The sequence below is a fragment of the Streptomyces sp. NPDC054770 genome, from assembly GCF_053611985.1.
This window is the reverse complement of record NZ_JBSHBL010000022.1, coordinates 105,624-127,584: the sequence shown is the minus strand read 5'-3', so window position 1 is coordinate 127,584 and position 21,961 is coordinate 105,624. Positions and strand designations below refer to the sequence as shown.

The window sequence follows — 21,961 nt, the reverse complement described above, 5'->3', positions numbered from 1 at the left end:
TATAAGGTCCCTGCGCCCGGGTTGGGGGGCTTGTGTTGCCTGTTGGTGTTAGGGGCGCGGGGAACTGCGCGAGCAACCACCCACAGCCCGCGCTGCGCAGACCGGCTTACGACACCGATGTCTGCGGCGGAAGCGCGGAGTCCCCGGGGTCGCTTGCGGGTGCGCCGGGGGCGGGGCGGTCGCCGAGGTTGAACAGCCGGTCGCGGATCTTGCGCTCGAACTGGCTCTGCGTGGTGGCGATGTGCTCCACCATCAACTCGCTCGCGAGGTCGGCCTCCCCCGCGGCGACCGCCTCCGCGATGGCGAGATGCTGGCGTGCGGCGACCTCCAGCGAGCCGGGGGCGTCGCCGTGGAAGAGCAGCACGTCGGACTGGGACGCGAGGCGCCGTACGCCGGCGACGCTCGACCGCAGGAACACGTTGTGCGAGGCCGCACCCACCGCGTCGTGGAAGGCCTCGTCGGCCCGGGCGAAGGCGTGCACGTCGTTCTGCTGGGCCGCCGTCAGGGAGTTCTGGGCGCCCTCCCGGACGGCGCGGACCTCGATGGGGGTGGCGAGGCCGGCGGCCCGGCGGGCCGTCTCCGACTCGATCACCGTGCGGTAGTCGAGGAGCATGAGGACGTCCTCCATGCTCGTCGGCCTAAAGCGCGACAGGTGGTCGTCCGCGAGTCCGCCGGACGCCTCGGCGACGAAGATGCCGGCGCCCCGCCGCACACTCAGCCGGCCGATGGCGGCCAGCACCTTGACGGCCTCGCGCGTGACGTTGCGGGACGCGCCGAGGATCTCGGCCAGGCCCGCCTCCGTGGGCAGCCGGTCGCCCGGCCGCAGGTTCTGCCCGGCGATGTACTCCAGCAGTTGTTCGGCGACCAGTTCGTACCCCGGCCGGTAGGACCCGTCGGAGCCCGGTGACGGATCGGCCACGATGTATCCCCTCCTTGACGTTCAGATGAATCAGATTCATCGGCGGTGGTCACTATGGCACCCACGCCACACGGAGGGAAGACGTCGGACGAAACTGGCTTCAAGTGCCGGATGAGGCAACGCAGAACGGCCCACAGGAGGCATCCTGCAGGCCGTTGTACGAGATGGATGTGATCCTTGAGGTTCCACCTGTCGAATGAAGCAGATTCTTCGAGGGTGCCGGGTCAGCCCGTCGCGTCCACCAGGGCCAGTTCGTGCAGGCGTTCCGGTGGGCCCGGGCGGGCGTAGTACCAGCCCTGGGCCGTGTCGCAGCCCAGTATGCGGAGTTGTTCGGCCTGCGCCCCCGTCTCCACGCCCTCCACCGTGACCGCGAGGTCCAGGCTGTGGGCCAGGGAGACGATGCCCTCGACGATCTTGAGGTCGACCGGGTCCGCCGGGAACTGCTGCATGCTCTGGGTGAAGGAGCGGTCCAGTTTGAGGATGCTCACCGGGAGGCGGCGGAGGTTGGCGAGGTTGGAGTACCCCGTGCCGAAGTCGTCCAGCGCGATGTCCACGCCCATCTCGGCGAGGCGCCGCAGGGGCTTGAGGAGATCGTCGTCGGCGCCGATGAGCGCCGACTCGGTGACCTCCAGGCAGAGCGCCTCGGGGGCCACTCCGGTCCGTTCCAGGATCTCCACCGTGTCCTGGACCAGGCCGGGATGGGAGAGCTGACAGGGGGACAGGTTGACGTTGATGCGCAGCGGCCCGGCAGCGGTCTGCTCGCCGTAGCGTTCTCGCCACTCCCTGGCCTGCCGGATCGACTCCTCCAGGACCCAGCGGCCCAACGGGACGATGAGACCGGTGTGTTCGGCGAGCGGGATGAACCGGTCGGGGCCGAGCACGCCGTGCTGCGGGTGCAGCCAGCGGACCAGGGCCTCGGCGCCGCGGACGCTGCCGTCGCCGAGGTGGACCAGCGGCTGGTACTCGATGAAGAACTCGCCCCGGTCCAGGGCGGCGGGCAGCGCCGTGGTCAGACCGTGCCGGGTGATCGCGCGGGCGTCCGCCTCCGGGTCGGCCAGTTCGAAGCGGTTGCCGCCCGCCGACTTGGCCCGGTACATCGTGATGTCGGCGCTGCGCAGCACCTCCGCCGGGGTGCGCTCGCCCGCCGGGCCCTCCACGATGCCGATGGAGCCGCGGACCATGAGCTCACGGCCGTCGATGCTGATCGGGGTGACCAGGGCGTTCATGATGCGGTCGGCCAGGTCGTCGACCTCGCGCTGGGTGGCCGGGCCGGTGGTCAGCGCCACGAACTCGTCGCCGCCGAGCCGGGCGACCATCTCGCCGGGGGCGGTCGCGCAGGACTGCAGCCGGTCGGCGACCTCCACGAGCAGCCGGTCGCCGGCCGAGTGGCCGAGGCTGTCGTTGATGGTCTTGAAGCCGTCCAGGTCGAGGTAGCACAGCCCGAACCGCTGACCCTCGCCGGCCGACAGGGCCTTCTCCAGGCGCTCGAAGAACAGCGTACGGTTGGGCAGACCGGTGAGCGCGTCGTGGGTGGCCTCGTAGCGCAGCCGGAGGTTGAGCAGCCGGCGCTCGGTGGTGTCCTCCATGAGGGCCAGCTGGTACTGCGGGTCGCCGTCCGCGTCCCGGAGCAGGGAGACGGTCAGGTTGGTCCACAGGACCGTTCCGTCGGACCGGTTGAAGGCCTTCTCGACGTGGTAGTGCTCGCGATCGCCGCGCACCAGCTCCTCGTAGAGCCGCCAGGTCTGCGGCGCGTCCTCGGGGTGCGCCCACTCCATGACCTTGCGGCCGCGCAGGGTCTGCTCGGAGCCGCCGAACATGCGCAGCAGCGCGCCGTTGACCTGGAGGACGTTTCCTTCGAGGTCGGCGATGCCGATTCCTATCGCCGCGCCCTCGAAGACGGCGCGGAAGCGGGCCTCGCTGGCGTGCAGCGCCTGCGCCACCACGCCCTGGGCGCGCAACGCGGCCTGGGCGATGGCCTCCTGCTCGGTCAGCGTGCGCTCGCGCAGCGCCTGGGCGAACCCGGCGGCCATCGCGTGCTGGATCCGCGAGGACCGCATCCGCAGCTCGTCCTGCGGGCCGTCCTCGCCGCAGTACAGGACCAGGTACGCGTCGACGCAGTCGAGGGAGCGGGTCAGCGCCTCGGGGTCGGTGCAGTGCGCGTCGATCAGCGCGGCGCCCACCTGCCGGGCCTCGTCGGCGTCGAAGCCGTGCGCCAGCAGGATCTCGCTCAGCCGGCGGGCCAGCGGGAGCAGTTGCTCCTCGAACTCGGGGCGGGTCAGGGACGTCGAGGTGACCGGGAACACCGCCCGGCTCCAGATCGTCGCGAACCTGCGCAGTCTGTCCTCCGGGCCGCCCGGCTCCGCGGTCACGCCGCGATCCCCACGCCGGCGAACCCGGCGAAGGCATACGGATCCTCGTCCTCCGGCGCCGACTCCGGCCGCCAGTGCGGCATCGGCACCAGTCCGGGTTCCACCATGTCGTACCCCTCGAAGAACCGCGCGACCTCGTCGCGCGAGCGCATGATCAGCGGGTTGCGAATGTCCTTGTATACGTCCACCGCGCCCTCGGCCCGCTCGGCCGGCAACGGGATTCCCTCGTACGAGGCATGCGTCAGAACAAGCAGGCTGCCGGGCGCGAGTGCGTCGCGCAGCTGTGCCACTGCCTGGTACGGGTCGTCCGCGTCTTCCACGAAGTGCAGTATGGCAACGAGAAGCAGGGCCACTGGCCGATTCAGGTCGATGAGGCGCTCCACCTGAGGGCTCGACAGGATCTCCTGGGGCTTGCGGAGGTCGGCGGCGACCACGTCCGCGTCCTCGTTGCCCTCCAGGACGGCGTTGCTGTGCGCCACGGCCACCGGGTCGTGGTCGACGTACACCACGCGGGCGCCGGGGTGCGCCGCCTGCGCGACCTCGTGGACGTTGCCGAAGGTGGGGATGCCGGAACCGATGTCCAGGAACTGGTCGATGCCGGTGCCCACCGCGTAGCGCACGGCGCGGCGCATGAAGGCGCGGTTGGCCTGCATGATCTTCGGCAGGCCGGGCAGGTGGGTCATCGCCTTGCGGGCCGCCTCCCGGTCGACCTCGAAATTGTGCGAACCGCCCAGGTAGTAGTCGTAGATACGCGAAACGCTCGGCACCGAGATGTCGATGCTCCGTGGGGCCCAGGCGGGACGCTCCATGTATCTCTCCAAGGCTGAGGCGATCCGGTGTTCGAGCTGAGGCTACTGATCGCCTGCGAACAGGGCGAGCCGAAACGGAAATTGACCGTCCGTTCCCGGTCATGGCCTGGGAATTCCGGGTGTTGCTTTGGGGGTGTTCGGGCATTCCGTCGGGTGCGGGCGCGTTGTGGTTGCTCGCGCAGTTCCCCGCGCCCCTGACGGGGCGCTGCACACGAGGCGCGTCAAAAGGCACCAGGGTCGCACACCAAAGAGCCCGCCCCCTCCGTGCGGTGTGGAGGGGGCGGGCGGTCAGATCTGGGGAGGTGATCCCTAGCTGTTCGGTGCGCCGACCAGCTTTCCTTCGGGCGAGACGGCGTACCACGTGCCGCCGACGCCCTGGCCGTTGGTGTCTCCGGCCTTCGCGTCACCGGAGAAGGTGTAGATGGGCCAGCAGTTGACCGTCTGCTGCTTCTCGCCGTTGTCGGGCCGGGTGAAGCCCATCAGGCCCTTCTTCACGACGCCCTTGGTGTCGCTGGAGGCGACCTCCGCGACGGCCGGCCACTTCACGAGGCAGTCGCCGGTGCAGTTCGAGACGGACTTGGGCCACGCCTTGTCCTTGATGAAGCGGTAGACCGTCATGCCGTTCTTGTCGACGACGATGTCGCCGAGCTTGGCGTCCTTGCGGACCGACAGGCCGGGCAGGTCGGCCAGCGTGGCCTTCTTGCCGTCGGGGGCCAGCGCGAACCACTTGCCGCCCACGCCCTGGCCGTTGACGTCACCGGCGTTGACGTCCTTGGCGTAGCGGTACACCGGCCAGCCGGAGACGGTCAGCTGCTTGGTGCCGTCGGCGCGGGTGACCTCGCCGAGCAGGGACTTGTCGATGCCCGCACCGGCCGTGGCGTCGTCGGCGGGCACCGGCGGCCAGGTGGTGGCGCAGTCGCCGTCGCAGTTCGACTTGGGGGGATTGGCGGTGTCGGCGTCGAAACGGTAGAGGGTGAGGCCGCTGCCGTCGGTCAGCACCTTGCCCAGGTCGGGGTTGCTGGCAACGGTCAGCTTGCCGGCGGGCGCGACCGCTGCCGGGGAGCTGGATGCCTGGTTGCCGTCGGCACCGTAGCCGTTGCCGGCGCCGGTGGAGGCGGAGGGGTTGGTGATGCTGCCGATGCCGGCCGGGGCCGTGGCACCGACGTTCTGGGCCGCCGAGGACGGAGTGGTCGTGTTGTCCTGACCGCACGCCGTCGCGAACACCATCACCCCCGCGGCCGTGGCCACCAGCGAGGCGCTCCTCCACGAGGTCTTCATCGTCAACTCCCCATAATCGCCTGGTTATTGCAGCGCCTCTGCGCCGCCGCACGACACCAGGTACGGATGCCGGGGGCCGAAGTGTTCAACGGGCGCACAAATTTCTTTCGGCACACTGTGGCCGCGGACCGCATCCCGCACGGGCGTACGCTTCGAGCCATTCGCGGAACGTTGTGATTCAAACCGGTTTACGGCTGATGTCCCCCGTTCGGGCCAATCACCCGGTACTCCGGCGTGCGACGGCGCCCGACGCTCCATGATCTCCGTCGTGCATGCACCCGAAGCGACCAGACTCGCGCCCGTCCCGAGGGTGTTGGCCCTGCTGACGCTGACGTGGACCCTGGTGGGCTGTCCGGTCGGCACGGCGTCGGCCGACGCCTGCGCCTCCGCCTCCACGGGCCCCGACGGCATTCACGCGGTGGCTGTCGCCGGCGGCTCCTGGCCCACTCCCCCGCCGTGTCCGGTACCCACCCCGCCGCCCTGCCCCACACCCACCCCTACGCCCACACCGACACCGACGCCCACACCGACTCCGACTCCGACTCCGAAGCCCACCCTCAAGCCCACCCCGACGCCGAAGCCGACGCACTCCCGGCCGCCGGCACCGCGTCCGGCACCTCCGCCGCCACCCCGGCCCGCGCCGGCCGCGAAGCCCACGCCCGCCCCGCCACCGGCTCCCCGGCCCAGGCCGAAGCCGACGCCGACCCCCACCCCGTCACCGAAGCCCACCCCGCGGCCCTCGCCGACCCCGGTGACCTATCCGCCGTACCACGTCCAGTCGACCGGCGCGGCGGCCCCGAACCGCACCTCCCCGGTCACCTACGTCCTGCTCATCGCCGTACCCGCGATCATCGCCGTCGCCGCGTTCCGCGCGCGCTGACGGCCTGCCCACTGATTCCTGGAGGCTTCCGTTGCCGGATTGGCTTGTTCTCGTCCTCGCGATGCTCGCGGCTGTCGTCGTGGTCGTCATCATCACCCTCCTCCGCGACAAGAGGGCGGCGGAGGACGAGGATCCCTCCGAGACGCCGGACGTCATCGAGTACATGACCATGTGGATCGGCGTCATCTACGCCATCGTCCTCGGTCTGGCGGTGGCCGGGGTGTGGGAGGCCCGCAGCGCCGCCCAGGACCATGTGCAGGCGGAGGCGCAGGCGCTGCACGAGATCTACGAACGGGTGCGGGTGTACCCGCCGGACACCCGTGACCGGATCCGGGCGGACCTCGACGCCTACGCCACCCAGGTCGTCGACAAGGAATGGAAGGAGATGGCCGACCACGGCCGGCTCTCCCAGCACGGTGCCGATCTGCTCGCGCAGATCCGTCAGGACGTCACCGACTACCAGCCGAAGACCGACTTCCAGGCACAGGCCTACCAGCCGCTGGTGGACCAGGTGGCCGCTCTCGACCAGGCGCGCAGCGCCCGGGCCGACTCGACCGGGGCGACCATGCCGAACGTGGTGTGGATCGGGCTGCTGACCGGGGCCGCGATCACCATCGGCATGGTCTTCGCGCTGCAGATCAGGCGCACCCGGCGCGAGCTGATCCTGGCCGGCCTGTTCACCGCGACCATCACCTTCATGCTGTTCCTGATCTGGGACTTCGACGAACCGTACAGCCGCGGCATCACGGCGACGGCGCAGCCGTTCCTGAACCTCTTCCCGCACCTCAAGGGGTAGCCGCCGCACATCGACGGTCAGGAAGCGCCCCGGGGGACACGGCACCACGCCGCCGGTGTCCCCCGGTCGGCTCAGGCACCTCCCCCGTTCGCACTACTGCGTTCGCGCGCGTGTGCGGATGTTTCTAGCGTTCCGATCATCGAGGTGCATTCCCGGCACTGGCGGAACAGGTCCGCATGCTGCTCCTCGGGGACCGGAGGAACCACATGCGCGCGATACGCGTCGCTTCGGCCGCACTGCTGGGTGTCGGTGCCCTCGCCCTCTCCGCTCCGGTCATCCTGGCGAGCGACAGCAGCGACAGCGGCGGCGGGGGGCGGGACGCCACACCCTTCGGCTTCCGGGTCACGCCCTCCACCGTGGCGGCGGGCGGCCGGGTGAGTCTGCACCTGGACCGCGGCGGCGGCTGCCGGGGTGCCGCGACGGTCACCTCGGGCCTGTTCGACACGATCAGCATCCCGTCGGAGCGGGACTCGGTGACGGCCACGGTCGACCGGAACGCGAAGTCGCAGGGGTCGTACCGGGTGACGTTCAACTGCGACGGGTCCAGTGTGTCGACCCAACTGTCCATCGCGAGCGGTGTGTCGGCCGGTCGCAGCGACGGGCATTCGGACGGCCGCACGGACGAGCACAGCGACGAGGACGGCAACGGACGCACCGACGACCAGGCCGCCGGACAGGGCGACGGACGCACGGACGGCCAGACCGGCGGGCGTACCGACGACGGCACGGACAGCCGCGCGGACGGACGTACCGACGGGCATACCGACGACGGCACGGGCAGCGGCACGGTCGGGCGTACCGAAGACGGCACGGGCAGCCGCACCGACGGGCGAACGGACGCTGGTTCCGGCAGCGGTGAGTCGCTCAATCCGCAGCCCATTCCGCCGGGGCGGGGTGTCCAGGCCGGTGAGGGCGGCAGTATCGGCGGGTTCGACCTCCAGGAGATCGGTCTCGGCGCGGCGCTCGTCGTGGGCACGGTCGGTACGGCCTACCGGCGCTCGCGCAGGCACGCCGGCGAGGACGGCGCCTGACCATGACACGTCCGGACGGGCCCGTGCCCCGGTCGGCCGGGGGACGGGAGCACAGGCCCGCCGGGTCAGATCCGCTTCTCGTGCCGGCGGCGCAGCCAGAAGCCGCAGCCGGCCAGCACGGCCGCGCCCACCAGACCGCCGCCGACCGCCATGTCGGCCGGGGTGGCCCCGCTGGAGATGCTGCCGCCGAGTCCGGAGCGGGTCCCGCCGATCACGAAGAACGCGTCCCGCCGGAGGAAGGTACGTCCGTCGCAGCGGACCGTCAGGTCGTACGGGCCCGGGCTGGCGTTCCGCTCGATGGTGGCGACACCGCGCGCCATGTCGCCGCCGAACGGGAACAGCTGCGCCGTGTGGAAGGCGCGGGAGGTCATGGTGCCGCTGCGGCAGTTGTTGACGGTGACGGTGATCCGGTTGCCTGCGGCGATCGCCCTGGGCTGGACGTCGATGTTGCGCCCGCCGTCGTCGTCGCCCCGGCCGCCGAAGTCGTCGAAGCGCCCGTCGCCGCGCCCGTCGAAGTCGTCTCTGCCCCGGCCGTCGAAGTCGTTCCTGCCCCGGCCACCGAAGCCGCCGTTGAAACGCCCGTCGCCGAACCCGCCCACCCCGACGCCGGGGACCACGACTCCGGGGACCGCGACCCCGCCCACCCCGCCCACCGCGCCCACCCCGCCCACCCCGGGCGCGACTCCGACTCCCCCCACCCCGGAGACTCCGGACCCGGGGGCGACGCCCGTCCCACCGACGACCGGGGCCTGCGTGTTGGGTGGGCCACCGGGGTTGCCCAGGCCGTCGGCGACGGCCACGGGGGCGGCGGCGCCGAGAACGGCGACCACGGTGCACGCGGCCGCCAGCGCACGTGAGTTTCGCATCTCTTCCTCCGCGGAAGGCGCCCCGGGAACGGTCCCCGGTGGATCGGCGAGAAAGCACCTCCCGATTAGACCCTCAGATGCCCTGAACACGCCCGCATGTCGAGAATGGTCCGTCCTGGTGAGGGGACACGCCGAACGAAAGGCACACAATCGGATATTGCCGCAGGTCACGGACCGTCAGAAAAAACCTGGGAACGGCAACTCGGATGGCGCACCGGAATACCCGCGGGCCACCCGTTCGCCCGTCGCCCCGTCGCCGCAGGTGCGCGGGGGACTTAGCTTTTTCCCATGCGCGATACGGACCTGAAGGCGGCCGCGTCGAGAGGGGATGGCGAATGTCTGCGTCCGAACTTTCCGAGGTGGCGGAAGAGGAGGAGCGGCGGCGAAAGCGTGCCCCCTGGGGCGTGATAGCGCTCGTCCTGCTGACCGGTCTGGCACTCATCCGCAACGGTTCGGGAGAGTTCGACGTCGGTCCGCCGCAGCCGGCCTCGGCCGCCGCCCCGGACACCCGTACCACGGTCCCGGGCACCTTCGCCACGGCGCCCGCCCCGCTGCCGTTCGCCACGGCGGACCGGATCAGGATCCCGGCGATCCGGGTCGACGCGCCGGTGATGCCGGTGGGTCTGGACTCGGACGGCTGGATCGCGCCCCCGCCGCCGGACGACCCGAATCTGGCCGGGTGGTTCAGCGGCGGTGTCTCGCCCGGGGAGAACGGCACGTCCGTCGTCGTGGGTCATGTCGACAACACGAAGGGTCCGGCGGTCTTCTACGGACTCGGTTCCCTGAAGAAGGGAAACCGGATCGAGGTCGACCGGCAGGACGGCAGGACGGCCGTGTTCGAGATCTACGGAATCGAGGTCTTCGCGAAGGCCGGTTTCCCGGGCGACCGGGTCTACGGTTCCAAGGGCACACCGGAGTTGCGGGTCATCACCTGCGGCGGCGGTTTCTCGAAGCAGAACGGCTACGACGGGAACGTCGTGGTCTTCGCCCGCCTGGTCGAGGCCCGCTGAGGCCACCACCGGGCGGGCGCGCGCCCGTTCACGTCCGGCGGCGCGGCACGGTCAGGCGGTAGCCGTTGTCCAGCAGATAGGGCAGGTACTCGCGCAGCGCCTGGACACTCTGCGAGCGGTCGCCCCCGGCGTCGTGGGAGAGGACCACGACACCGGGGGCGGCGCCGTTCTCGATCGTGTCGACGATGGTGCGGGTGCCCGGTTCGGTCCAGTCGGTGCTGTCCACGGTCCAGGCCATCGGCTCCATGCCCATCTCCGCGCCGAGTTGGAAGGCCGCGCGGTTCCAGGCGCCGTAGGGCGCGCGGAACCACTGCGGGCGTTCGCCGTAGGTGTCCTCGATGGCATCGCTGGTGCTCGCCATCTCGTCGCGGATCTCACGGCGGTTCAGGGTGGTCAGCAGCGGATGCGTCCAGGTGTGGTTGCCCACGACATGCCCCTCGTCGGCCATCCGCGCGACCAGTTCCCGGTTCACGACGATGCACTCCCCGCACAGGAAGAACATCGCCCGCACGTCGTACTTGGCGAGGGTGTCCAGGATGTGCGGGGTGTAGTTCGGGTTGGGGCCGTCGTCGAAGGTGAGCATCATGCGTCTGCCGCTTCGGGAGATCTCCGTGATGGGTTCCTTGCGGACCTTGAGCTTTCCCGGCTTGGTGGGCGGCGGGCCGTATCCGGTGAGCGGCTGGAGCCGGAAGGCTGAGGACCTGAGCGCCGGGCGGGCCTGCGCGCCCGCGGCCGGGACGACCCCTCCGCCCGCTTCCTCGGCACTGCTCGCCAGCACGATTCCCGCGGTACCCGCGGCTCCCAGAGCGGCGCCGCCGGCGAGCAGCAGCCGGCGTCGGGTGAACAACTGATCCTTCGGCATGACTCATCAGTCGCCCGGCGGGGCACCACAGCACCACTTCGACACCGGTGCGGCGGCGCGATTGCACCCGCACGGACCAGCACAGGAAGGTTTCGGTAAGAAAAGGCCAAAAAGGCGTCAGCGGCGGCGAACCAGCGGGAAGGGGAGCGTCTCGCGGATGGTCAGGCCGGTGAGGAACATGACCAGCCGGTCGACGCCGAGGCCGAGGCCGCCGGTGGGCGGCATCGCGTATTCGAGGGCGTCGAGGAAGTCCTCGTCGAGCTCCATCGCCTCGGGGTCGCCGCCGGCGGCGAGCAGGGACTGGGCGGTGAGCCGGCGGCGCTGTTCCAGGGGGTCGGTCAGTTCGGAGTAGGCGGTGCCGAGTTCGGTGCCGAAGGCGACCAGGTCCCAGCGCTCGGCGAGCCGCGGCTCGGTGCGGTGCTGCCGGGTGAGCGGGGAGACGTCGGTCGGGAAGTCCTTGTAGAAGGTGGGCTGCTCGGTCCGCTCCTCCACCAGGCGCTCGTACATCTCCAACACCACGTCGCCGGGCCCGTCGTCGGCGGTGTACGGCACCCCGACGCGGTCGCAGTGCCGGTGCAGCCGCAGCAGTTCGGTGCCGGGGCCGATCTCCTCCCCCAGCACCTCGGAGATCGCCCCGTGCACGGTCTTGACCGGCCAGCTGCCCGAGATGTCGTACTCCACTCCGTCCCTGCGGGCGACCGGCGCGCCGAGGGCGGCGGTCGCGGCGCCCTGGATCAGCTCGCGGGCGAGGTCGAGCATCACGTCGTAGTCGGCGTACGCCTGGTAGGCCTCCAGCATCGTGAACTCGGGGTTGTGCTTGTGGGAGACGCCCTCGTTGCGGAAGGTCCGGCCGAGTTCGAAGACTTTCTCCAGGCCGCCGACGCAGAGCCGTTTGAGGTACAGCTCGGGGGCGATGCGCAGATGGAGGTCGAGGTCGTAGGCGTTGCTGTGGGTGGTGAAGGGGCGGGCGTTGGCGCCGCCGTGGATCTGCTGGAGGATCGGGGTCTCGACCTCCAGGTAGCCCCGGTCCAGGAGGCCCTGGCGCAGCGCCTGTACGGCGGTGGAGCGGGCGCGGACCACGGCGCGGGCGGCGGGGCTGGTGGCGAGGTCGAGGTAGCGGCGGCGGACCCTGGCCTCGGGGTCGGCGAGGCCGCGGTACTTGTCGGGCAGCGGGCGCAGGCACTTGGCGGTGAGCTGCCAGTCGGTGACGAACACGGTGGGTTCGCCCGTGTCGCTGACGCCCGCCCGGCCGGTGGCGGTGATCTGGTCGCCGATGTCGGTGTCGGCGGTGAACCGGCCGAGGGCGGGTCCCGACCCGTCGCGGGTGAGGGCGAGTTGACGGTCGCCGGACCAGTCGCGCAGCGTCACGAAGACGATGCCGCCGAAGTCGCGGACCAGCATGACCCGTCCGGCGACGGTGACCGTGTCCCCGTCGCGCACGTCGGCGAGGGCACCGGGCGGTGCACCGGCGGCCACCGGGTAGGGGTCGGCGCCCGCCGCCCGCAGCCGCTCCAGCTTGCGGCGCCGGACCCGGAACTGGTCCGGCAGGCCGGCGTCCGGTGCGCCGGGCCCGGTCTCGTCCCCTCCGTCGACACCGGGCACCGGCGCGGACGGCGGCGCCTCGACGGGCCGCGGTCCGGTCTGCGGGTGCCCTTTTCCCCAGAGTTTGCGCAGGGACGGTACGGAGACGAAGCCCTCGGCGATTCCGGAGGCGAGACCGATCCGGGCGAGGGAGCCGGCGTCGCCGTAGCAGAGGAAGCGCGGGTACCACTCGGGGCGGTACTTGGCGTTGGAGCGGTACAGGGCCTCCAGCTGCCACCAGCGGGAGAAGAAGAGCAGCAGCCCGCGCCACATCCGCAGTACCGGTCCGGCACCGATCCGGGCGCCCTCCTCGAAGACCGAGCGGAAGACGGCGAAGTTCAGCGAGACGCGCCGCACGCCCAGTCTGGGGGCGGCCGCGCACAGGTCGGCGACCATGAACTCCATGACCCCGTTGGGGGCTGCACGGTCCCTGCGCATCAGGTCGAGGGAGATGCCGTCGGCGCCCCAGGGCACGAAGGAGAGCAGGGCGAGCAGCCGGCCGTCCTCGGCCATCGCCTCGACGAGCAGGCAGTCGCCGTCGGCGGCGTCGCCGAGCCGGTCCAGGGCCATGGAGAAGCCGCGCTCGGTCTCGGTGTCGCGCCAGGCGTCGGCCTTGTCGACGACCTCCTCCATCTCCGTCTCGGTGAGGTCGGCGTGGCGGTGGATACGGCAGCTCGCGCCGGTGCGCCGGACGCGGTTGACGGCCTGCCGGGTGACCCGCATCTCGCGGCCGCCGAGGTCGAAGCCGGCGACGTGCAGGATCGCCTCGTCGCCGAGCTGGAGGGCGCCGAGGCCGGCCCGGACGTAGGCTCTGGCGCCGTCCTCGGAGGCGCCCATCACGGCGGGCACCCAGGCGTGCCGGCGGGCCACGTCCAGCCAGGCGGCGACGGCGTGCGGCCAGGCCTCGGGGTCGCCGACGGGATCGCCGCTGGCCAGGCAGACGCCGGCCTCGACCCGGTAGGTGACGGCGGCCTTGCCGCTGGGCGAGAAGGCGACGGCCTTGTCGCGCCGGGTGGCGAAGTAGCCGAGGGAGTCGCGGTCGCCGTAGGCCTTGAGGAGGGCGCGGATACGGGTCTCCTCGTCGCCGTGCAGGGCGGCTTCCAGGCGCTGCGAACGGAACAGGGCGGCGGCGGCGTTGAGCAGGGCGAGGGCGCCGAAGAGGCCGAGGAGGAAGGCGACGAACCGGGGCGGGCGGCCGCCGTAGCTGCGGACGGAGACCAGTCCGCCGCAGACCCGGTCCGCGGCCCAGGCCAGGTGCTGGCCGTGCGGGAGCGGGCCGGGGAAGAGCGAGACCAGGCCCCAGCCGGCCAGGATCGCCACCACCAGGCCGATCAGCAGGACGCCGAGGGCCCGGCGTACCGCGGCCCGGCGGGAGGCGGCGTAGAACTCCCGGCGGGCCGCGATCAGCAGGGCCAGCGCGAGGCCGCAGACCACCAGTGAGCTGAACGGGTACCAGCCGAAGCCGAAGGCGACGGTCAGGATGTCGGCCAGCACCAGCAGGCCGAGGTAGATCACCACCAGCCACCAGGCGACCTTCTTGCGGGCGGCGGTGGCGCCGCCGAGCAGGAACAGGAAGACCGCGTAGGCCAGGTTGGGGCTGACGGGTACCACGACGGCGTCGATGAAGTGCACGACCGGGTGGAGCAGTACGCGCAGCGGGGCGATGAAGGAGAGCAGGGCGCACAGCAGGGCGAGGGCGCCGAAGAACGTCCCGAAGGCCTCCGGCACCCAGGTCAGCCGCCCGCCGCCGGACGGCCGTATCGGCCCCGCCGGCTCCCGGCCCGCGGCGGGCTCCACGGCGGCACTCATGTTCCGACTGTAGGAAGCGCCCGCCCGGCCCGCCCGTCGAGCGGCCTGGGCCCGGCCGGACCCAGCTCGCCCGGCGTACGGGTGCGGGCTGTGGGTGGTTGCTCGCGCAGTTCCCCGCGCCCCTTTCAGGGGCGTACACCTGGCGCCCCTTCAGGGGCGCGGGGAACTGCGCGACCAGCCCCCACCGGCCCGCACCCTACGGCGCGCGGTCGGGACCGGCGGGGCCCCTGACACCCACCGGACCTGCGTATTCCGATAGCCTCGGACCGTGGCGGAACAACATGAGTTCGAGCGGGGCACGGACGGCCCCAAGGTCATCGTGGTCGGCATGGACGGCTCGGACTCCTCGTGGCGGGCGGCCTCCTATGCCGCCGGTCTGGCCCGGCGGCAGCACGCGCTGCTGGCCGTCGTGTACGTCCAGCCGCTGCTGGCGGCCGGGGCGGCGCTCGGGGCGCCGGTCGCGGAGACCACCGACGAGATCGCGGAGGAGCTGGTCACGCAGATCCGGGACGCGGCCGAGCGGCTCCGGGGGATATTCGAGGTGCGCTGGGAGTTCCACACCTTCCGCGGCGACGCCTACAGCGGACTGGTGAAGGCGGCGGACGAGCTGAAGGCCGACGCGGTCGTGGTGGGCGCCTCCGAGCAGGCCGGCCACCGGTTCATCGGCTCGGTCGCGATCCGTCTGGTGAAGGCGGGACGGTGGCCGGTGACGGTCGTACCGTAGCGGTCTCCCGCAGGAGCAGCAGCGGAGTCGCAAGGAGCAGGATCCCGGCGAGGGCGATCGCGGTGCGCGGGCCGGTGAGGCTCGCCAGCAGGCCCCACAGGGCGGTCATGGCGGCCGTGGTGGCCTTGCCGGTGATCGACCAGGCGGACAGGGTGCGGGCGACCCGGTCGTCCGGGGTGTGCTCCAGGCGGCGGGTGGCGTACACCGGGCTGTAGACGGCCGAGCAGGTGATCACCCCGAACTCCAGGAACATCACCAGCAGCAGTCCGGGCAGCCCCGGCCCGATGAAGGCCAGCCCGAGGGGCCAGACCGCGCGCAGGGCGCTCGCGGTGCGCAGCACCCGCCACTGCCCGTACCGGGCGACCAGCGGCCGGGCCAGCCGGGAGCCGAGGAGGCCGCCCAGGCAGGGCACGGCGAAGGCGAGGCCGTACTGCCAGGGGGTGAAGCCGAGCGGGCCCAGCATCAGGACGGCCAGCGGTGGTGCGGCGACCATGATCAGGGCGTTGCCCGCGAGGCTGTTGAAGAAGAGGGGCCGCAGGGCCGGGCTGGTGAGGATGTACCGCCAGCCGTCGAGCAGGTCGCCGGCGCGCAGGCGCTGCGTGTCCCTGGGTGCGGGGCGGGGTTCGCCGCCGCCGACGGCCCGGATGCCGAGCGCCGACAGCAGGAAGCTGACCGCGTTGGCCGCGACGGTCGTGACCGGGCCGAACAGGCCGATCGCGGCGCCGCCGAGGGGCGGGCCGAGGACCAGCGCGGTCCAGTTGGCGGATTCGAAGCGGGCGTTCGCGGTGAGCAGCCGGTCGGCCGGGACGAGGGACTTCAGGAAGGCGCCGGAGGCCGCGCCGAAGGTGATGTCGGCGGCCGCGACGATCACCGAGACCAGCAGCAGCTGGCCGACGCCCAGGGCGCCGAGCGCGTAGGCGGCCGGGACGGTGAGCAGTGCGGCGAACCTGATCAGGTCCATCGCCATCATCACCGGCCGCTTGCGCCGGAACTCCACCCACGGCCCGAGCGGCACCGCCGCCACCGCGCCCACGGCCGGCCCGGTCGCGGCGATCAGCGCCACCTCGGCGGAACTCGCGTGCAGCGCGATGACGGCGATCACCGAGAACACGTCGAAAGCGAGCCAGGTGCCGAGCGCACTCACCGAGTACGCGGCCCACAGCCACCCGAACCGCCGTCCCATGCACAACCTCCCGTTGACCCGGGACATGAAAACGTGCAGGTGGCCCCCGGATCAAACAACTTCCGGGCCCGCTGCCACAACCACTGGTTGTACGGTGTGGACGTGGACCTCACCGCCGTGCGCACCTTCGTCACCGTGGCCGAATCCGGACAGTTCCAGGAGGCCGCGGCCGTGCTGGCGGTCACCCAGCAGGCCGTGTCCAAGCGGATCGCGGCGCTGGAGAAGGAGCTGGGGGTGCGGCTGTTCACCCGGACCGCCCGGGGTGCCGAGCCGACCGTCGACGGCCGGACCTTCCTGCCGTACGCCCGCGAGCTGCTGCTGGCCGAGGAGCGGGCGGCCGCCTCGGTACGGCGCGGGCGGCGCCCCCTGCGGGTGGACGTGGTCGGCGCCCGGCTGGCCCCGGCGGCGCTGCTGCGCGGCTTCCACGAGGCGCACCCGGACCTTCCGCTGGACGTCGTCACGCTCTTCGACGTGGACTCGGCGCTGACCGCGCTGCGCTCCGGTGCGGTCGACGCGTCCTTCCGGGCCGTCGCCATGCCCGGCCGACCGCTGCCCAGGGGCGTCGAGGCAGCCCGGGTGTACGACGAGCCGGTCCAGCTGCTCACCGGCCCGGGGCACGCCCTGGCCGGCCGGACCTCGGTCACGCCCGGGGAGCTGGCCGGGCACCGGATCTGGATCCCGGGGATCGTGGACGGCACCGAGTGGGCGGCGTACTACGCCTCCCTCGCGGACGAGTTCGGGCTGGCCATCGACTCCTCCGGCGCCAACTTCTCCGGGGCGTTGCAGGACGCGCTCGCGGGCTCCGACACCCTGGCGACCCTCGTCAGCGAGCAGACCGGACTCGGCTGGCCGGACGGCCACGATCTGCGCCGGATCCCGCTGCTCGACCCGACCCCCCTCTACCCGCACTCGCTGCTGTGGGCCGCCGCCAACCCGCACCCGGCGCTCACCGCCCTGCGCGCCCATCTCGCGGACACCCGACCGCCGCGCACCGCGGCCCGTACCTGGATGCCGGGCTGGGCCGAGACCGTGCGTGGCGTCTTCCGTCCTTGACGCCCCTGGGCCATCATGATCGGCCGTCAGCCGTTCGCGATCGGCGAAGAGGTGAGGCACATGGCCAAGCTCCGTATGGGTGAAGGAATTCTCCGTCGCAAACCCATCGAACACTTCGAGGAGACCGAGGTCACCGAGGGACCCCGGCTGGACAGGTCGCTGGGGCTGTGGCAGCTGACCGCGATCGGCGTGGGCGGGATCATCGGCGCGGGCATCTTCACCCTCGCCGGCACGGTGGCCAACGAGACGGCCGGACCCGCCGTCCTGGTCTCGTTCCTCATCGCCGGGCTGGCGAGCGCCTGCGCCGCGCTGTCGTACGCCGAGTTCGCCGGGCTGATCCCGAAGGCGGGGTCGGCGTACACGTACGGCTATGCGGTGCTCGGCGAGTTCGCGGGCTGGTTCATCGGCTGGGACCTGCTCCTGGAGTACACGGCGATCGTGGCGGTGGTCGCGATCGGCATCTCTGGGTACTTCGGCTTCCTGGTCGAGGAGATGGGCGCGAACCTGCCGCACTGGATGCTCGGCGCCCCCGGCACCGGGTCCGGCCACCGGGTCGACCTGTTCGCCGCGATCCTCTGTCTGCTGATCGCCTACCTGCTCAACCTCGGCATCCGCAGCGCGGCCCGCTTCGAGACGTTCGTGGTGGCACTCAAGGTGCTGGTGGTACTGCTGGTGATCGGCGTCGGCGTCTTCCACATCAGCTCGGCGAACTACCACCCCTTCTTCCCGTTCGGCATCAGCGGCGCGTTCACCGGTGCGGCGACCGTGTTCTTCGCGGTCTTCGGGTACGACGCGATGTCGACGGCGGCCGAGGAGTCGAAGGACGCGCAGCGGCACATGCCGAAGGCGATCATCTACTCGCTGGCGATCTCGATGGTGCTGTACGTGGCGGCCTGTCTGGTTCTGACGGGCATGCAGAACTACAAGGACATCGACCCGGAGAGCGGCTTCTCGACGGCGTTCAAGTCGGTGGGGCTGAGCGGTCTCGCGGACGTGATCGCGGTGGGCGCGATCATCGGCATCCTCACGGTCATGTTCACGTTCATGCTGGGCGTCACCCGGGTGTGGTTCGCCATGTCCCGGGACGGGCTGCTGCCCGCCTGGTTCGCGAAGACGCACCCGACGCGGCACGTGCCGACCCGGGTGACATGGATCGTCGGGGCGGCCTCGGCGCTGCTCGCCGGGTTCGTGCCGATCGGCGAGGCGGCCGAACTCACCAACATCGGCATCCTGCTGGCGTTCGTGGTGGTGTGCGCGGCGGTGATCGTGCTGCGCTACCGGCAGCCGGACCTGCCGCGCACCTTCCGCACCCCGTGGATGCCGTTCCTGCCGGCGCTGGGTGTCGTCTTCTCGGTCTGGCTGATCACGTTCCTGAAGTGGGAGACCTGGGTGCGGTTCGCCGTCTGGTTCGTGGTCGGGTGCGTGATCTACTTCGGCTACTCGTACAAGAGGTCGCGGCTGGCCGGGCGTTAGAGGCCGCGCAGGAAGCCGAGCAGGATCGAGTTGAAGATCTCGGGCTGCTCCAGGTTCGGATAGTGGCCCGTGCCCTCGATGATCTCGGCGCGGCCGTTCGGGACCTCGCGGGCCAGGCGGTCGGCGGCGGCGAGCAGGTCGGCGGGTTCCAGGTCGCCGTTGATCGTGAGGACCGGCACGTCGGTCTTCGGCACCCGGGACCAGGAATCGGTCACGCGCACCAGCCGGTCGGGCTCGTCGGGCGTGTGCTTGGAGATGGAGTGCAGGGCCAGCTCCCGCAGCCGGCGCGGGATCTCCGGGTCGACGGCGTCGAGGGTGCGGTGCGCGCCCGGTACGACCTTCACGAAGGCGTCGAGCCAGCCCTCGATGTCACCGGCGCCGAGAGTACGGGCGTACTCGGCCTGGAGTTCGGTGTGCCAGGGGTCGGTGAACCGGAAGTCGCCGGTGGCGGCACCGCAGGTGACCACCGCGCGGACCAGCTCGGGGTGTTCGAGCACGGTGTCGGTGGCGATCACCCCGCCCATGGAGACGCCGACGAGGACGGCGGGTCCGGCGCCCAGGTGGCGCAGGAGTCCGGCGAGGTCGTCGGCCCAGCGGAACGGCTCGCTCGCGTTGGCGGAGAAGCCGTGGCCGCGCGCGTCCGGGGCGATCACCCGGTACTCGGCGGCGAGCGCCGGGATCTGCGGGTACCAGAAGCGGTGGTCGACGTACCCGGAGTGCAGCAGGACCACCGGGTCACCGGAGCCGGTGTCGAGGTAGGCCAGGTCGCCGTCGGAGGACGGGAAGAAGCGGACGTCCGCAACATCGTTCATGACAACCAAGGTGTCATCTCGTGTGAACTTTGACAACTGGGTTGTCATGATGGGTTCGACACCCCGGTTGCCATGACGGCCCGGTGCATGATGGCCGGGTGAACGACATCGACAAGCCCCTCGCCCCCGACGAGCTGGGCGAGCGCATCACCGAGGTGTTCGATCTGATCGGCCCGCTCTACCGGCGCGCCTTCCGCAAGATCGAGCAGGGCGAGCAGATCGAGGGGGCCTCGGTCGGGGTGCGCTCGGTGCTGGACCTGCTGCGCCGGTACGAGCCCATGACGGTGCCCCAGATGGGCCGGATCATGGCGTTGAGCCGGCAGTTCGTGCAGCGCATGGTGAACGACGCGGTGGCGCGCGGCTGGGCCGAGGTCACCCCCAACCCGGCACACCAGCGCTCCTCCCTGATCCGGCTCACGGACGAGGGACGGTCGACCGTCACCGCGGTCCTGGCCCGCGAGCACGCCCTGAACCGGCAGGTCGGCGGCGACCTGACCGACGCCGAGATCACCGCGTGCGTACGGGTGCTGAAGCAGTTGCTGGTGACCTTCGACCACGTCGACGTCGAGTGACCGCCGCTACTCCCCCATGGTCAGCCCGTCCTTGGCGGCGCCGCGGCTGAGCACGACGTCCCGGATGGCGTCCCGGTCGGCGGTGTAGTCGGCGCCCTGACCGATGGCGGCGTTCAGGTCGACGACCCGGCCGGCGTCGAGGTCGTAGAGCTGGGGGATGAACTCGGCCTTGGCCACCTCCCAGCGGCCGCCCGGCCGGGCGGGCGGGGTGAAGGTGAAGCGGGCGAGGGTGGACTGGTTGCCGCGCGGGTCCAGCCGGCCCTGGCTGTTGTGCATCTCGCCGGCCAGCTGGTCGCCGAGGCCGTAGACCACCCAGGTGCCGTTGATCTTCTCGTACGCCTGCGGGATGTGCGCGTGGGTGCCGAGCAGCAGGTCGATGTCGGGGCGGCCGCCGGTGCGCGCGGCGGTGAGGCTTTTTGCGAGGCTGAGCTGCTGCTGGTCGGGGGCGTCCGTGCCCTGGGTGCCCCAGTGCACGGAGACGACGACCACGTCGGCGCCGGCCTGCCGGGCGGCGCGGGCGTCGGCGAGGATGCGGTTCTCGTCGAGGAGGCCGACCGCCCAGGGCTGGCCGGGCGGCAGGGAGTTGCCGTTGACGTCGTAGGTGTAGGAGAGCTGGGCGACCTTGGCGCGGCCCGCGTTCATCAGGGTGAGCGTGCCGGCCTCGGCGTCGGTGCGGGCGGTGCCGGAGTGCCTGAGGCCCGCCCGGTCCAGGGCGTCGAGGGTGCGCTGGATGCCGGCGGCGCCGTCGTCGAGGGCGCGGTCGGAGGCGGTGGAGCAGCCGTCGTAGCCGGTGGCGGCGAGGGCCTCGGCGAGCTGCGGCGGGGAGGTGAGGCCGGCGTGGCCGCCGTCCGCGCCGGTGACGGTCGCCAGGTGACAGAGCGCCAGATCGGCGCGGGAGACCACGGGTGCCACGCCGGCCAGCATCGGGCGGAAGTCGTAGCCGTTGCCGCCCGCGTCGAAGTTCGCGTGGTCGATCGCGGAGCTCAGCGGCATGACGTCACCGGAGGCGACGAGGGTGAAGCCGGTGGCGGGCACGGCGGGCGCCGGCTGGCCGGGCGGGGCGGCGTTCTCCGCCCGCACATGGTTCTGACAGGCGGCCGCGGCGGCGAGCAGGGCGGTCAGGGCCAGGGCCGCCTGGCGTCTGCGATTGATCATCAGGAGCACCCCACAGTCGCAAGCCTTGTCCGATTTACAGATCAATGGGTACGAAGGTGAGGGCGACCGCAAACAACTCAGGCGCCTCGATTGACCCATCCGGGTCGGGTTCGGGGTGTGACGGACCGTTCGTCGTACCGTTCGCCGACGCGATCGACCGTCCGCCGCACCATCTCTGTGCGCCCCCTGTCCCCCGGCCCGCCCCTGCGATGCCATACGGCCATGACGGCCGGAACCACCCTTCCCCACGGGACGACGACCGCCGAGCACGAGCTCGTCGCACTCCAGCGCGAGCACGGCCGACCGCTCTTCGCGCTGCTGCTGCGGCTCAGCGACGGGGACCGGCAGCGGGCCGAGGACCTCGTCCAGGAGACCCTCGTACGCGCCTGGCAGCACCCCGAGGCGCTGCGCGCCGACGCCTTCGACTCCGTGCTGCCCTGGCTGCTGACCGTCGGCCGGCGGCTCGCCATCGACGCGCGGCGGGCCCGGCAGGCGCGGCCCGCCGAGGTGCACGACGCCGTCCTGGAGAACACCCGCGCGATCGGCGACCACGCCGAACGCGCCGCCGCCACGCTCGACGTCCGGGAGGCTGTGAAGACTCTCACCCCCGAACACCGTGAAGTCCTGGTGCTGGTGTATTTCCAGGGGGCGAGTGTTGCGGAAGCCGCCGAAGCCCTCGGGATTCCACCCGGTACCGTGAAGTCGCGCGCTTACTACGCGCTGCGCGCCCTGCGCCGGGTTCTGCCCGGTTATGCACCCGACCTGCGATGAAACCGTAA

At 71.6% G+C, this 21,961-nt stretch carries 19 protein-coding genes; 9 read left to right on the top strand and 10 right to left on the bottom strand.

The window, feature by feature from the left end; genetic code table 11:
• Positions 1-106: 106 nt before the first annotated feature.
• The 4 genes from ACWGKQ_RS21175 to ACWGKQ_RS21160 form a co-directional block, all read right to left on the bottom strand.
• Positions 107-919, bottom strand: a complete 813-nt coding sequence (locus ACWGKQ_RS21175) for a FadR/GntR family transcriptional regulator (protein ID WP_453293467.1) — start codon at positions 917-919, stop codon at positions 107-109.
• Between the two features lie 224 nt (positions 920-1,143).
• On the bottom strand, positions 1,144-3,288 hold the full coding sequence (locus ACWGKQ_RS21170) for a putative bifunctional diguanylate cyclase/phosphodiesterase (protein WP_453293466.1): 2,145 nt from the start codon (positions 3,286-3,288) through the stop codon (positions 1,144-1,146).
• Positions 3,285-4,097: an SAM-dependent methyltransferase gene (locus ACWGKQ_RS21165; protein ID WP_453293465.1), complete on the bottom strand. Its 813-nt coding sequence runs from the start codon at positions 4,095-4,097 to the stop codon at positions 3,285-3,287. Before ACWGKQ_RS21165 ends, ACWGKQ_RS21170 begins: the two co-directional genes overlap by 4 nt.
• 309 nt (positions 4,098-4,406) lie before the next feature.
• A complete protein-coding gene (locus ACWGKQ_RS21160) occupies positions 4,407-5,375 on the bottom strand; it encodes an SCO0930 family lipoprotein (protein ID WP_453293464.1) in 969 nt (322 codons plus the stop codon).
• Between the two features lie 751 nt (positions 5,376-6,126).
• Here ACWGKQ_RS21160 and ACWGKQ_RS21155 point away from each other — a divergent pair.
• From ACWGKQ_RS21155 to ACWGKQ_RS21145, 3 genes are all read left to right on the top strand, one after another.
• Positions 6,127-6,255 (top strand): hypothetical protein, encoded by a 129-nt coding sequence (locus tag ACWGKQ_RS21155; protein WP_256216080.1) that lies wholly within the window; start codon positions 6,127-6,129, stop codon positions 6,253-6,255.
• Positions 6,256-6,286: 31 nt separating this feature from the next.
• Positions 6,287-7,051 carry a bestrophin-like domain gene (locus tag ACWGKQ_RS21150; RefSeq protein ID WP_453293463.1) on the top strand — a complete coding sequence of 255 codons (765 nt, stop codon included), beginning with the start codon at positions 6,287-6,289 and terminating at the stop codon, positions 7,049-7,051.
• A 206-nt stretch (positions 7,052-7,257) separates the two neighbouring features.
• The gene (locus ACWGKQ_RS21145) at positions 7,258-8,082 is read left to right on the top strand and encodes a hypothetical protein (RefSeq protein WP_453293462.1); all 825 of its coding nucleotides are present in this window, start codon (positions 7,258-7,260) and stop codon (positions 8,080-8,082) included.
• 65 nt (positions 8,083-8,147) lie between these two features.
• Here the strand turns inward: ACWGKQ_RS21145 and ACWGKQ_RS21140 are convergent, their stop codons facing one another.
• Entirely contained in the window at positions 8,148-8,948 is an 801-nt protein-coding gene (locus tag ACWGKQ_RS21140) for a hypothetical protein (RefSeq protein WP_453293461.1), read from the bottom strand.
• Positions 8,949-9,283: 335 nt separating this feature from the next.
• Between ACWGKQ_RS21140 and ACWGKQ_RS21135 the strand changes: the two genes are divergently transcribed.
• Positions 9,284-9,958, top strand: coding sequence for a class F sortase (locus ACWGKQ_RS21135; protein WP_453293460.1), 675 nt, complete (start codon positions 9,284-9,286; stop codon positions 9,956-9,958).
• A gap of 28 nt (positions 9,959-9,986) precedes the next feature.
• Here ACWGKQ_RS21135 and ACWGKQ_RS21130 read toward each other — a convergent pair whose 3' ends face one another.
• Both ACWGKQ_RS21130 and lysX read right to left on the bottom strand, forming a co-directional pair.
• Positions 9,987-10,820: a polysaccharide deacetylase family protein gene (locus tag ACWGKQ_RS21130; RefSeq protein WP_453293459.1), complete on the bottom strand. Its 834-nt coding sequence runs from the start codon at positions 10,818-10,820 to the stop codon at positions 9,987-9,989.
• Between the two features lie 117 nt (positions 10,821-10,937).
• Complete coding sequence (gene lysX, locus ACWGKQ_RS21125; RefSeq protein ID WP_453293458.1) at positions 10,938-14,210, bottom strand: bifunctional lysylphosphatidylglycerol synthetase/lysine--tRNA ligase LysX; 3,273 nt, start codon at positions 14,208-14,210, stop codon at positions 10,938-10,940.
• A gap of 268 nt (positions 14,211-14,478) precedes the next feature.
• Here lysX and ACWGKQ_RS21120 point away from each other — a divergent pair, with 268 nt between their 5' ends.
• The gene (locus tag ACWGKQ_RS21120) at positions 14,479-14,934 is read left to right on the top strand and encodes a universal stress protein (RefSeq protein WP_453293457.1); all 456 of its coding nucleotides are present in this window, start codon (positions 14,479-14,481) and stop codon (positions 14,932-14,934) included.
• Here the strand turns inward: ACWGKQ_RS21120 and ACWGKQ_RS21115 are convergent.
• Positions 14,870-16,117, bottom strand: a complete 1,248-nt coding sequence (locus ACWGKQ_RS21115; RefSeq protein WP_453293456.1) for an MFS transporter — start codon at positions 16,115-16,117, stop codon at positions 14,870-14,872. The two genes, ACWGKQ_RS21120 and ACWGKQ_RS21115, sit on opposite strands and share 65 nt — an antisense overlap.
• Before the next feature lie 102 nt (positions 16,118-16,219).
• On the opposite strand from ACWGKQ_RS21115, the gene ACWGKQ_RS21110 reads away from it, so the two are divergent.
• Positions 16,220-17,170: a LysR family transcriptional regulator gene (locus ACWGKQ_RS21110; RefSeq protein WP_453293455.1), complete on the top strand. Its 951-nt coding sequence runs from the start codon at positions 16,220-16,222 to the stop codon at positions 17,168-17,170.
• Between the two features lie 60 nt (positions 17,171-17,230).
• Entirely contained in the window at positions 17,231-18,643 is a 1,413-nt protein-coding gene (locus ACWGKQ_RS21105; protein ID WP_453293454.1) for an amino acid permease, read from the top strand.
• Here ACWGKQ_RS21105 and ACWGKQ_RS21100 read toward each other — a convergent pair.
• Positions 18,640-19,455, bottom strand: coding sequence for an alpha/beta fold hydrolase (locus tag ACWGKQ_RS21100; protein ID WP_453293453.1), 816 nt, complete (start codon positions 19,453-19,455; stop codon positions 18,640-18,642). The two genes, ACWGKQ_RS21105 and ACWGKQ_RS21100, sit on opposite strands and share 4 nt — an antisense overlap.
• Before the next feature lie 98 nt (positions 19,456-19,553).
• On the opposite strand from ACWGKQ_RS21100, the gene ACWGKQ_RS21095 reads away from it, so the two are divergent.
• On the top strand, positions 19,554-20,027 hold the full coding sequence (locus tag ACWGKQ_RS21095) for a MarR family winged helix-turn-helix transcriptional regulator (protein ID WP_453293452.1): 474 nt from the start codon (positions 19,554-19,556) through the stop codon (positions 20,025-20,027).
• A 6-nt stretch (positions 20,028-20,033) separates the two neighbouring features.
• Here ACWGKQ_RS21095 and ACWGKQ_RS21090 read toward each other — a convergent pair whose 3' ends face one another.
• Positions 20,034-21,182, bottom strand: coding sequence for a CapA family protein (locus tag ACWGKQ_RS21090; protein ID WP_453293451.1), 1,149 nt, complete (start codon positions 21,180-21,182; stop codon positions 20,034-20,036).
• Between the two features lie 222 nt (positions 21,183-21,404).
• Between ACWGKQ_RS21090 and ACWGKQ_RS21085 the strand changes: the two genes are divergently transcribed.
• Positions 21,405-21,953, top strand: a complete 549-nt coding sequence (locus ACWGKQ_RS21085; protein WP_453293450.1) for a sigma-70 family RNA polymerase sigma factor — start codon at positions 21,405-21,407, stop codon at positions 21,951-21,953.
• The last annotated feature ends 8 nt before the right edge of the window (positions 21,954-21,961 follow it).

Bases quoted from the DNA above. Each gene is read 5' to 3' on its own strand.
- ACWGKQ_RS21140 (WP_453293461.1), bottom strand. From the start codon at position 8,948: ATGCGAAACTCACGTGCGCTGGCGGCCGCGTGCACCGTGGTCGCCGTT.
- ACWGKQ_RS21165 (WP_453293465.1), bottom strand. From the start codon at position 4,097: ATGGAGCGTCCCGCCTGGGCCCCACGGAGCATCGACATCTCGGTGCCG.
- lysX (WP_453293458.1), bottom strand. From the start codon at position 14,210: ATGAGTGCCGCCGTGGAGCCCGCCGCGGGCCGGGAGCCGGCGGGGCCG.
- ACWGKQ_RS21105 (WP_453293454.1), top strand. From the start codon at position 17,231: ATGGCCAAGCTCCGTATGGGTGAAGGAATTCTCCGTCGCAAACCCATC.
- ACWGKQ_RS21085 (WP_453293450.1), top strand. From the start codon at position 21,405: ATGACGGCCGGAACCACCCTTCCCCACGGGACGACGACCGCCGAGCAC.
- ACWGKQ_RS21130 (WP_453293459.1), bottom strand. From the start codon at position 10,820: ATGCCGAAGGATCAGTTGTTCACCCGACGCCGGCTGCTGCTCGCCGGC.
- ACWGKQ_RS21160 (WP_453293464.1), bottom strand. From the start codon at position 5,375: ATGAAGACCTCGTGGAGGAGCGCCTCGCTGGTGGCCACGGCCGCGGGG.
- ACWGKQ_RS21145 (WP_453293462.1), top strand. From the start codon at position 7,258: ATGCGCGCGATACGCGTCGCTTCGGCCGCACTGCTGGGTGTCGGTGCC.
- ACWGKQ_RS21135 (WP_453293460.1), top strand. From the start codon at position 9,284: ATGTCTGCGTCCGAACTTTCCGAGGTGGCGGAAGAGGAGGAGCGGCGG.
- ACWGKQ_RS21090 (WP_453293451.1), bottom strand. From the start codon at position 21,182: ATGATCAATCGCAGACGCCAGGCGGCCCTGGCCCTGACCGCCCTGCTC.
- ACWGKQ_RS21115 (WP_453293456.1), bottom strand. From the start codon at position 16,117: ATGGGACGGCGGTTCGGGTGGCTGTGGGCCGCGTACTCGGTGAGTGCG.
- ACWGKQ_RS21100 (WP_453293453.1), bottom strand. From the start codon at position 19,455: ATGAACGATGTTGCGGACGTCCGCTTCTTCCCGTCCTCCGACGGCGAC.